This is a genomic window from Campylobacter sp. RM12637 (assembly GCF_020137645.1).
Lineage (GTDB): Bacteria > Campylobacterota > Campylobacteria > Campylobacterales > Campylobacteraceae > Campylobacter_E.
This window is the reverse complement of the sequence record NZ_JACGAV010000058.1, coordinates 1-425: the sequence shown is the minus strand read 5'-3', so window position 1 is coordinate 425 and position 425 is coordinate 1. Positions and strand designations below refer to the sequence as shown.

Here is a 425-nt window from a genome sequence, read left to right as displayed (position 1 = left end):
ACAACTTTTAAATGGTGTTTATGAAGTCTGCTAATGCTTTCTAGCTCTTTTACGCAATATTTAAAGCCTACACCATTAAATAAGCCTTTTTTAAGTATGCTATGCATTCTTTTAAGTGTTTCAATTTCATTTATCCCACTTATTAAAAATATGCGATTATATGCACTAAAGCGTAATTTATCTAAATCATAATCTTTAGGTAATTTATCATCAAAGTATTTAATTGCGTCTAAAGGGTTTAGTTTAAAAATATTGCTTAAATCATTCATCACTTAAGCCTTTTACTAATATTCGTTAAAACTTAAGCTATTATGTTTTCTAGTTTGTCTTGTTTTATGCCTTAATTAAGTAATTTATTCACAGCGTCTTCATAAGAATTTGAGTTTTCAAGGACTTTTAAAAACTGCTCTTACAAGTCTTTATCT

General features: G+C 26.8%; 1 protein-coding gene. It reads right to left on the bottom strand.

Annotation, left to right across the window (positions count from 1 at the left end; genetic code table 11):
• A partial coding sequence (locus AVBRAN12637_RS09725; RefSeq protein WP_336615833.1) for a hypothetical protein occupies positions 1–269 on the bottom strand: 269 nt, incomplete at its 3' end.
• Between the last annotated feature and the right edge of the window lie 156 nt (positions 270–425).